This window comes from Sinorhizobium terangae (genome assembly GCF_009601505.1).
In the GTDB taxonomy this organism is placed as follows: domain Bacteria; phylum Pseudomonadota; class Alphaproteobacteria; order Rhizobiales; family Rhizobiaceae; genus Sinorhizobium; species Sinorhizobium terangae.
The window spans coordinates 112,390-121,963 of the sequence record NZ_WITC01000023.1; the positions used below are offsets into that span (position 1 = coordinate 112,390).

Sequence of the window (9,574 nt, forward strand, 5' to 3'; positions counted from 1 at the left end):
TCAGTTGCCATGGTCAGCGAGCATTTCCTTCAGCCTCGAGCCCAACTCGTTGAGATCTTTCGCGGCCTCCTCCGCCTGCCGGATCGCCGAGAGATTCTGGCTGCTCGCCTGCTCGATGTAATGCATCGCGTCGTGAATATGCTTCATGCCCGCTTTTTGCTGGCCCGCTGAAGCGGCGATCTGGGCGACCGAGCGCGCCGAGTCGGCAACGATCGACTCGAGCTGCCGGATCGTTTCGCCCGCTTCGTTCACCGTCTCGAGGGCGCGACTGACACTCTTCGTGCCATCCTCGGCGCCAATCACCGCCGCGTTCGTCGCTTTTTGGATCTCCATCAGAATTCGACGGACCCGGGTGGTCGCGGACTTCGACTGGTCAGCAAGTGTCCTGATCTCACTGGCGACGACACTGAAACCTCTTCCGTGCTCGCCGGCGCGCGACGCCTCGATGGCAGCATTCAGCGCCAACAGGTTCGTCTGGTCCGCGATTTCGGCGACGACCGAGACGATCTCGCCGATTTCCAGGCTGTTTTCCGCCAAGGAAAGAATGTCTCCGGCAATCGCTTCCGTGCGTGCGCTCACCGTATGCATCACCTGCACCGTATCATCGAGCGCTCTGCGGCCTTCATTGCTGATCTTGACGGCCTGGTCATAGGAGGTCGCAACCTGTTGCGCACGCTGCGCCGCCTGCTCGGACGTCTGCAGTACCTCATCGACGCTTGTAACTGTTTGGGCGACGGCCGACGATTGCTCACGCATGCCTTCGACCTGTTGGGTGGTTCCGGCGAGGATCTCGGCGGCGGACGACGAAAGGTGTTGCGCCGTTTCCGAGATCATGACGAGTAGTTCTTCAAGCCTCTCCCTGCCGCTTCGTTCACTGTCGATCATTCCAGCTAGCCTTGCGGTCATGGCATTGAAGGAACCCCCGAGAATTGCGAGCTCGTCGGTGCCTTCCACAGGGGCCTTCTGCGCCAGGTCACCGGCAGCGATCTTTTCGGCCAAACTGGCGAGCGCGCGAGTACGCCGCACAAGGCGACGCGTGACGCGCAGTACGTGGAGGAGCATCAGAACCGCGAGAACCGAAAAACCAAGCTGCAACACCTGCGAGCGCTGGAGCCGCGCGACTCCCGCCTGCTCGATTTGGCTGATCAATTCGTCTATTCGCGCGGCAAAGGTCCTGACCTTTGGGTCGAGCTCATTCAATGCGGCGTGATCGATCGGCGCATTGGCGATGGCTCTTTCCAGAGCGGGCCTCACCTCCCCCCGCCATTGTTGCCGGGCTCGTTCAAGCTGCGTGAGGGCGGCAGGATCGGTCGTCGCTTCCAGCCCCAATGTTTCGTCACCAGTGACCAGGCTCGTAAGCATCCGCTCGTTGCGGTCCATGAGGCCACGCAATTCGTCGGCAGCGGCGGCGCGAGCGGGGCCGTCCGCTCGTTCCAAGCGCCCGGCTGCATAGATCATCTGGTAGGCGACACGCTCCTTGCCGAGCGAAGACGTCGCAGCAAGATCGGCCCGCACCCGTTCCAGGGCAAAAAAGCTGGATCCAGCAAGCAGGGCCGCTGCGGCTACGAACAGCAGCATCGCCAACGCCAATGCGCCATTGAGGCTATTCGCTAGTCGAGGACTCATGGATATCGGTCCTTACCGTCTCGTCGTCGGCGATGATCTGCACATCCTCAAGAAAGAATTGGCGGTCGTTCAATAGAATGTAGCCGTCCACAATGACCGTTCCGGCCTGCGTCGTTCCGCGATACCAAGCTTTATCGCCGGGACCGGCCGTTGCCGTGCCGATTTTCTCCGAGGGAAGCATCAATATCGCCGGCGCGGCGTCAGACAGGATCAAGAACTCAGGGTGCGTCTCTCCGCATACGATCGCCCAGTCATTGGCCGCGCCGGCTCGTCGGGGGAGGTCGAGCAGTCCGCATAGATCGAAGACGGGAAGCAACTGGCCGCGCAAATCATGGATGCCATAGGCATGCGGGGGCATACCAGGAAGCGGACTGACGCGTGGCTTCGAAACGATTTCGCAAACGTAGCGAATTTCCAGGGCAAACTCGCGATCCGCTAGCATGAAGGTCACAAGGCCTACCGCCTGCTCTTCACTCAGCCCGGCGAACGCATCGCCGGCCGATCGTGATGTTTGCTCATTCGGCGCGCCCGGATCTTGTTGTGCCGTTTCCAAAAGCGCCTCCGTCTGCTCTATCGCCGCCGCCATGCGCCTTCTGACGGCAGTCCAGTCGACCGGGCGAGCGGCGGGCCGGGAGGGTGTCGTCATGGGCCTTCGCTCCCTGGACTTTGCCGGATCTTGCCGATTTCCCGCTGCGCACGCTCCGCGAGATGTCCGGCCGTCGTCTCGGGCATCAGGGAGACGCGTTCCTGCGGCGGACGAGAGATGCAAATCAGGCGCACGTTTTCGAAGCTTCGGAGGGCCGCTTGCGGGTCGCTGTCTTTGAGACAGGCACCGAGAAAGAATTGCGCGGCTGCCAGAGTGCTGTCCAGATAGACCACGCGTCGCAGCGCCGCGGCAGCCGCGGCGGTTTCTTCGTTGGCCATCTGAGAGAGCGCGTGGAGGAAATGTAGCTCCGCCGAGAGCGGGTGGCTTTCCGTCGCTTGCGCAGCAAGCCGCGCGGCTTCGCGAGTCTCACCCATATCGAAATGCGAGCGGATTTGCCGGGCAATAGCCTTGAAGGTTTGGTCGCCGAGCTCTTTTCGCGCATCGCCAACACAAGCTCGAACAGGCGGCACGTGCGCGACAGGTTTTTTGGTCTGACCGTGCACGGAGGTCGCACATGAGATGGAACTCCTGGTCGCGTGTGGATGGGCTATGATGCGCCGATAGACAACACCGGCAGGTGTGACCGAAGTCTCGAATGGTGCGTATTTCCACAAAGGTGGATCGGCGGGTGCCGTCAACAGCCAGCCTCCATCGGCGAGGCAGGCGAGTAGCTGACGCGCAATCCGGGGCACCGCGATCGCGTCGAGATGGACGAGCACGTTGCGGCAAAGGATCAAATCGAAGTCAGCCAATTGCTTTTCCGGCGCCGGAAGCTCGTCTGTACCAAGGTTCAGGTGAGCGAACTCGACCCGCCGGCGCAGTCGTTCGTGCAGTCGAAATCCTTCATCGCATGAGGTGAAATGGCGTTTTCTTTGCTTGTGATCCGTATTCCTCAAGGACCATTCGCCATATTCGGCCGCCTTCGCGATGGCGAGCGCCCTCCTGGAGATGTCGGCTGCACTTATTCGAACATCCCCCAAAAGACCTTCCTCGTCGCAGAGAATGGCAAGGGAGTAGGGCTCCTCACCCGTTGCACAGCCAAGGCTCCAGATCCGGACGGGAGAGCCATCGGACTGCCGTCGCCGCAGTTCGGGAAGGATTGTTTGCCGTATAAGCTGGAATTGATCTGGACCCCGAAAGAAATGCGTTTCTCCGACCGTGATCGCAGCGACCGCATCGTCGGTCAATTCCGCGTCCAGCCCCAGCCGATCGAGAAACAACCGGCTGTCGCCAATCCCACGCCGCACCATGAGCCGAGCGATCGCCGAAGCGACGTACCCTTTTCGGGAGGCTGGAAGACTGAGGCCGACCCTGTAGGCAACCTGTTCAGCGAAGTTTGAGGACGGCGCGTGTCCTGTCACCGGACACCCCCTTGCTCATTTGCCGGGCAGGCGCGAAGCGGGGGGCGGGATATGCTAGCTGTCGAAGCATGCTGGCGCATTTCGTTCCACATTCGTTTCCGTTGTTGTCGTCATTACGTCTTGGCATGCATTTACGCTACTCATCCGGATGGCTTAGACGGCGGCCTGTCCGACCGGACTATGTCGGCCTAGCTTTCGGTCATGGGCAACAGGCGCGCCCCTGCGGCGGCCGCCTCCTGGCGGTTCCTGACCCGCAGACTGCGGAAGAGTGCTGCCATATGGATCTTCACGGTACCCTCGCCGAGGTTCAGCTTGCGGGCGATTTCCTTGTTCGAGAGCCCCTGCACAAGGAGCAGGAGAACCTCGCGCTGCCTTGGCGTGAGGAACTCGATCGTGCGATGGCTCCGCTCGTCCTGGTTTCCGCGGACGAGCGGAGGGACACCTGCTTCTTCGGGAGGGGAGGCGCGGCCCGCGATCGAAGGCGGCACATAAACTGCGCCGTTGAGAACGGCGCCTAGTGCTTCGGCAAGCTCGGTCGCCCCGAGGCCCTTTGGCACATAGCCGTTTATGCCGGCCGTGAGGGCGGACAATATGTCCGATCGACGGGACGATGCCGAAACCACAACGACCTTCAGTTCGGGGTGAACATCGCGTACGGCAGCGAGGCTGGCTGCACTCTGCATCCCCGGCATCGCCAAATCGAACAACGCCAACAATATGTCGCCGCGCCCACTGAGTCTTTCAACGGCTTCATCGAGCGACCCTGCATCGATGATCTCCGTGAATTGCAGTTTGCTCTTCAGGATGAAGCCGAGCGCGATCCGGAAGAATTCATCATCATCGGCAATAAGTGCGACGCGTGAGGCATTCATTACCTTGTCCTCGCCGGTTGTCTGGCGCTTGCGGGCCATCGATTCGGCTCGCCGGCGGTTCCGCAACTAACGATCGTCCCGGCGAATGCGTTCCCGTGTATTGCGCGTCAACGCGCAGTAGTACTGAGATTATGCCACACACGTACCACGATGCGTAGGGCTAGATGCTCCTGATTGGCCCACAAAGCAGTCGCAACGCATGCTGTGCGGCCCCTTCAAAGCGAGCCGTCCTCGATCAACCTGGAAATTTCCCCTGCGGGCACGGGGCGCGAAAAAATATAGCCCTGAACCTCATGGAAACCTTCCGCATTCGCGATCGCCAGTTGATCCTCGGTCTCGATGCCCTCGATCGTCGTGGTCATCCCAAGGCTCCGGCCAAGCCCGGCGACGGCTCTCACGATTGCAAGCGATTCCTTCCCGTGCGGAAGGTCGCGGACAAAGGCTTGATCCACCTTGATCTTGTCGAAGGGAAAGGTTCTGAGGTAGCCAAGCGACGAATAGCCCGTTCCGAAATCGTCCATTGCGATTTTTACACCGAGGCTCCGCAAGTCGTGGAGCACTTGGACATTGTGCTCACTCTCGTCCAGCAGGACCGATTCGGTGATCTCCAATTGCAGGCGCGCGGGATTAAGCCCGGAAGACGAGAGAGCATCGGCCACTGCCTTGACGAGATTGCGATGTTTGAACTGGACCGGAGAGAGGTTGACTGCGATGCTTACATGCTCCGGCCATAGTGAGGCTTCGCGGCAGGCTTCAGCGAGTATCCACTCACCAATCGTCACGATCAATGCGGTTTCTTCTGCAATAGGGACGAACTCTGAAGGAGCAATCATCCCTCTTTCCGGATTGCGCCACCTCAATAGCGCTTCGCATCCCGTTACACGCCGTGATTTTAAGCTGATCAGCGGCTGGTAGAACAGCTCGAATTCGTTCCTTTCGAGGGCGCCCCTAAGTGCAATCTTCATCTTCTGGTGCGCCTGAAGTTGCGCGTGCATAGCCACATCGAAGCGCCTGTAAGTCCCCCGACCGCTTGACTTGGCGTTATAGAGGGCTATGTCGGCGGCCTTGATCAATTCGTCCGCCGAAGTCCCGTCATCCGGCGCAAAAGCAATCCCGACGCTCGCTCCGACAGTCGCGCTCACACCCTCAATGACGAACGGCTCGGAAAGGGTGTCGATTATCCGTTGGGCGACGCGAAAGGCCTCTTCATGGGTCCTTGCTGCCAAGTATATGATAGCAAACTCGTCACCCCCGAGGCGGGCGACAATGTCCGTTGCTCTCACAGACTCGACGAGTCGCGAAGATACCTGGCGCAACAAAGCGTCGCCGGCCGGATGCCCAAGAGTGTCGTTGATTGCCTTGAACCCATCGAGATCCAGGCACAGCACCGCCATGCGCTGGGACGCGTGCCTCTCGCTTAGCGCCCGATCGAAGGATTCGCGGAAGAACATCCGGTTTGAAAGCCCGGTAAGCATGTCGTGCCTTGCCATGTGGGCTAGCTGCTTCTGGGCCTGAAGCTTATCTTCCTCTGCTCGACGGCGCTCGGTTATGTCTCGACAGAAAATAGAGATGCCGTCTTGCGTCGGGGACGCGCTGGCCTCGATCCATGTGTCGAGCGACGGCAAGTAATCTTCAAAGAAGGACCGAACGCGCCGACTCATGACTTCCTGGCAGTGCTTGGCAAAATTCCCCTCGATCTCTTTGGGGAACAGCTTCCAGAAGACTTGTCCGAGCGCCTCGTCCCCGATGTTGAGAAGTCGCTTCACGTTCTCATTCAAGTAGCGAATTCGCCATCCGGCATCTAGGAGCATGACGCTATCCATGGTGCTATCGAGAACCGACGATAGCTGATCGGCCGCGGCCTCGGCCCTCCTGTGCGCGCGAATGATTTCCTCGCTGGCGCGCTTGGCGTCGGTGATGTCGCGCCAGATCGTAAGCATTCGGACTGGCTTTCCTTCACTTCCCATGATGGGGGCCGCGATCACGTCCATGCATCTTTGCGCGCCCTCGGCATCGCGCACCGTGATCTCGAAGCGGGCCGTCTCCCCGGCTCTGACTTTTGCCCAACCCTCTAGAACCCTTTGTGCGTCCGCGTCGCTGCCGATAACGTCCCATGTCGTTTTCGTAAGCGGATCCCCCTCCGCGTGGCCGAAGATCCGCCGACCGGCCTTGTTCATAAGCAGCGGCTTTCCGTCCAGATCGAGTACGCGTACACAGTCGGGGCTGCTGTCGAAAATGCTTCTGATGAAGGCCTGCGATTCCTGTTGCGCGATCTCAGCGGCTCGGCGTTCCGTGATGTCGAGGACCGAGCCTACATATCCCAGAAATGTTCCATCGTCGGCAAAGCGAGGTTGGCCGACATCGATCACCCACGCCCACCTGCCATCGGCTCGCCGCAAGCGGTACTCGCTGCGGACCGGCTCCTTACCTGTTGCTGCGTGGAAGAATGTTTCTTGCACTTTCTCCCGGTCATCGGGATGGATCACATCCACCCAGCCGAAACCAAGGGCCTCGGCTTCCGTTTGGCCGGTGGTCTCAAGCCAGAGGCGATTGAAGAAACTCGTGTCGCCCGAAGGGTCCGCTACCCAGATCATCACCGGTGCGTCGTCGGCGATCGCCCGGAAACGCGCCTCGCTTTCGCGTAGAGCCTCGACGGCGCGGCGAATATCGTCGACATCCTCAAGGACGCCATACCAGCGCGCAATTTCTCCAGCGCCGTTGCGCTTGGCCACCGCGCGGCCTCGGAACCAGCGGTAATGACCAGTTGCGGTCAAAAGCCGATATTCGACATCGAGGGGTTCGCCACTTGAAAGAGAGCGTTGCCACTGCGTGTGAACCATGGCGGCGTCCCGCGGATGCACGGCTTTTGCCCATCCACGTCCGAGCGTCTCCTTCTCGCCCAATCCGGTAAATTCGGTCCATCGCGGGCCTACTTCCAACACCTCGCCCTTCGCGTCAGCCGTCCAAGGAACCTGGGGATGCAAGTCTACGAGCGACCGATAGTGCTCTTCGCTGGCGCGCAGTGTTGCTTCGGTCTTACGAAGATGTGTGATTTCGACGATGGCGGCGACCAGGAATTTCTCTTCCTTCGCGCCAATCGGTATGCGCACGCAGCGCTTCTTGGTCAGCAGCGTCCGCGTGACGCCGTCTGGCGTGGTGATTTGCTCTTCGAGCTGACAGTCCTCGCCGGTGGAAAGGACCGCTCTGTCAAGCGCAACAATCCGATGGGCTTCCTCGCTTGGCAAAAAATCATAGTCGGTGCGTCCGAGGAGTTCATCGCGAGTTCTGCCCATAAGCCCGCATGCTTCGCTGTTTATGAAGACAAATCTCGACGCCTCGTCTTTGACGATCACCGGTTCGGCAATGCCATCGATAAGATACTGAAAGAAGTCATGGGACCTCTTCGGCGAACGTTCGGGAATCGGAGCGTTCATGCCACGGCTCTTCGACTGACGGCGGCAGGCCCCTTCCGCTGCAGTCGAGCCCCGCCTGGTTGTACTATCTGGACTAACTGATCTCGACCACAAGTAGTTCCCGTACGGCGGTCGTCAAGCCTAGCGATTGTGCCGGCGGACCGTTCGTGGCTAGGACCATTGCGAGCAGGATCGGCAAGGCGTGAGGCAGCGACGTCGCAAAAAACAGTCAGAGATTGCGTGTGAAATGCGCAGCCACTCTTGTCGGTAGAGCCGAAATGGGCGACCGTGCGCTTCGCGTAAGGGGCACCGAGTCGGGTTGGGGGGGAAGAATTAAGGTGCGGCTTTGCCGCCGGGCGGTGGACAACGAGCGGAGGCTGGAGCGGAAATGCTGAGCAGAATGAGCAAGGGGTTGGCGCGAGCCGGAACCCTTCCGGCATTGACGGCGGTGGTAGGCGCCTGCACTTTATCGAGCCCCTATTTCATCGGTCGGGCGGACGCTCAGGAAGAATTCGTGAGCCTCACGGGCACCGTGGAGCAGGTGACGTTGGCGCCGAACGACACGATCACGATCAGGACTGGAAAGTCCTTCGGCGACCTTGTGATCGGCAGCGCCGAGTTGATCGACGTCGTGCCGCTCTCCGAGAGGTCGCTGTTCATCCGCGGCAAGCAGACGGGGTCCACAAACATCTCCGTCTATGACGACAACAAGGCGCTGATAGGCGTCATCGACATCCGCGTCGCCAGCGACTTCAGCGAGGTTGCGGCGGCGATCCGATCCGCTGCACCTTCAGCGCGGATTCGGGTGTTCAATTCCAACGATCGCATTCGCCTGACCGGCACCGTGCGTGACGCCGTGGAATTACAGCGCGTGCTGGAGATCGCCCAGTCCTATTCCGATCAGCCGGTGCTGAACCAGTTGCGCGTCAGCGATTCCCAGCAGGTCATGCTGGAGGTGCGCGTGATCGAGGCTTCCCGCCAGACGGGACGCGACCTCGGCATCGGTTGGTCCGGCCAGGGCAAGAACGGTATCGGCAAGGCAACGACCAGCCAGGGTATCGCTGTCGATGATGACGGAAACCTTGTCCGCACACTCGGAGATGCCGCGGGGGCGGCGACCGGCATGCAGCCCTTCGGGCAGCTGATCGCCAAGGTGCTGGAGATTGCCGGCGGCCGGATCGACGTCGTCATCAATGCGCTGGAGCAGAAGGGCCTGGTGCGCCGGCTGGCGCAGCCGAACCTGATCGCCATGAGCGGCGAGACCGCAAGCTTCCACGCCGGCGGCGAGGTGCCGATCCAGACGACGGTTGCCAATGGCGCGACGGTCGCGACCGAAACCGATTACCGGCCTTTCGGCGTCAGGCTCACCTTCACGCCGGTGGTGCTCGACAGCGGGCTCATCAGTCTCAAGATCGAGCCGGAAGTCTCCGAGCTCGACACCTCGATCAACGTCAACGGCAATCCCGGCTTCATCTCGCGCGCGGCGAAGACAACGGTGGCGCTGCGCGACGGCCAGAGCTTCGCCATGGCCGGGTTGCTGCAGTCGATCAATGCCAAGGACGTTCAACAATTGCCGTGGGTGTCGCAGGTTCCGGTGATCGGCGCGCTGTTCCGCTCGACGAGCTTCCTGAAGCGGGAGTCCGATCTCGTCATCAT

The 9,574-nt window shown here is 60.6% G+C and carries 6 protein-coding genes; 1 reads left to right on the top strand and 5 read right to left on the bottom strand.

What is annotated here, in order from left to right; translation table 11 throughout:
* The 5 genes from GHK62_RS04625 to GHK62_RS04645 all read right to left on the bottom strand — a co-directional run bounded on the left by GHK62_RS04625 (position 1) and on the right by GHK62_RS04645 (position 7,939).
* Complete coding sequence (locus GHK62_RS04625; RefSeq protein ID WP_153437150.1) at positions 1-1,626, bottom strand: methyl-accepting chemotaxis protein; 1,626 nt, start codon at positions 1,624-1,626, stop codon at positions 1-3.
* The gene (locus GHK62_RS04630) at positions 1,604-2,272 is read right to left on the bottom strand and encodes a chemotaxis protein CheW (RefSeq protein ID WP_153437151.1); all 669 of its coding nucleotides are present in this window, start codon (positions 2,270-2,272) and stop codon (positions 1,604-1,606) included. Before GHK62_RS04630 ends, GHK62_RS04625 begins: the two co-directional genes overlap by 23 nt.
* On the bottom strand, positions 2,269-3,633 hold the full coding sequence (locus tag GHK62_RS04635; RefSeq protein WP_184108462.1) for a CheR family methyltransferase: 1,365 nt from the start codon (positions 3,631-3,633) through the stop codon (positions 2,269-2,271). The genes GHK62_RS04630 and GHK62_RS04635 overlap by 4 nt, the downstream gene beginning before the upstream one ends.
* Positions 3,634-3,821: 188 nt before the next feature.
* Positions 3,822-4,505, bottom strand: coding sequence for a LuxR C-terminal-related transcriptional regulator (locus GHK62_RS04640; RefSeq protein WP_153437161.1), 684 nt, complete (start codon positions 4,503-4,505; stop codon positions 3,822-3,824).
* 215 nt (positions 4,506-4,720) lie between these two features.
* On the bottom strand, positions 4,721-7,939 hold the full coding sequence (locus GHK62_RS04645) for a PAS domain S-box protein (RefSeq protein ID WP_153437162.1): 3,219 nt from the start codon (positions 7,937-7,939) through the stop codon (positions 4,721-4,723).
* A 379-nt stretch (positions 7,940-8,318) separates the two neighbouring features.
* On the opposite strand from GHK62_RS04645, the gene GHK62_RS04650 reads away from it, so the two are divergent.
* Positions 8,319-9,574: type II and III secretion system protein family protein (locus tag GHK62_RS04650; protein WP_420377789.1), on the top strand; the 1,256-nt coding region annotated here is incomplete at its 3' end.

Excerpts from the sequence above, each read along its gene's own strand:
- GHK62_RS04625 (WP_153437150.1), bottom strand. The coding sequence starts at position 1,626 with ATGAGTCCTCGACTAGCGAATAGCCTCAATGGCGCATTGGCGTTGGCG.
- GHK62_RS04630 (WP_153437151.1), bottom strand. The coding sequence starts at position 2,272 with ATGACGACACCCTCCCGGCCCGCCGCTCGCCCGGTCGACTGGACTGCC.
- GHK62_RS04640 (WP_153437161.1), bottom strand. The coding sequence starts at position 4,505 with ATGAATGCCTCACGCGTCGCACTTATTGCCGATGATGATGAATTCTTC.
- GHK62_RS04645 (WP_153437162.1), bottom strand. The coding sequence starts at position 7,939 with ATGAACGCTCCGATTCCCGAACGTTCGCCGAAGAGGTCCCATGACTTC.